Annotated in this window: 1 protein-coding gene; it reads left to right on the top strand. The window is 53.0% G+C overall.

The features are described from left to right. Positions 1-406 (top strand): ABC transporter transmembrane domain-containing protein (locus tag E5331_RS20125; protein ID WP_275441329.1); only part of this gene is annotated, 406 nt, incomplete at both ends.

Raw genomic sequence — 406 nt, 5'->3', positions numbered from 1 at the left:
TCGTCTATAACCGGCTCATATTCCTTGTGTTCACGATATGCAGTGTGGGTTACGGGGGCTGGATCGCCATGTTCCTCAGCCGTAGGAAGGTGCTGGATTATGAACTGTTTGAACAACAGGCTAAGAACCAGAACCGGACATACCAGTTTATCACATCCATGCAGGAGATAAAGCTGCAGGACTGTGAGCGCAGACGGAGGTGGGAGTGGGAGGACACGCAGGCAGACCTGTTTGCGGTGCAGATGAAGTCGCTGAAACTCCAGCAGACGCAGGAGGCGGGTAGCATCTTCATAAATGAGGTGAAGAACATATTGATAACGGTGCTTGCCGCCACAGCAGTGATCAACGGGGAGATGACGCTCGGGGAGATGCTCGCCGTGCAGTATATAATCGGGCAGCTGAACTC

The sequence above is a fragment of the Lepagella muris genome, from assembly GCF_004793975.1.
GTDB classification, from domain to species: Bacteria; Bacteroidota; Bacteroidia; order Bacteroidales; family Muribaculaceae; genus Lepagella; species Lepagella muris.
Note: the sequence above shows the minus strand (reverse complement) of the source record. Positions and strands in the feature narration are given on the sequence as shown.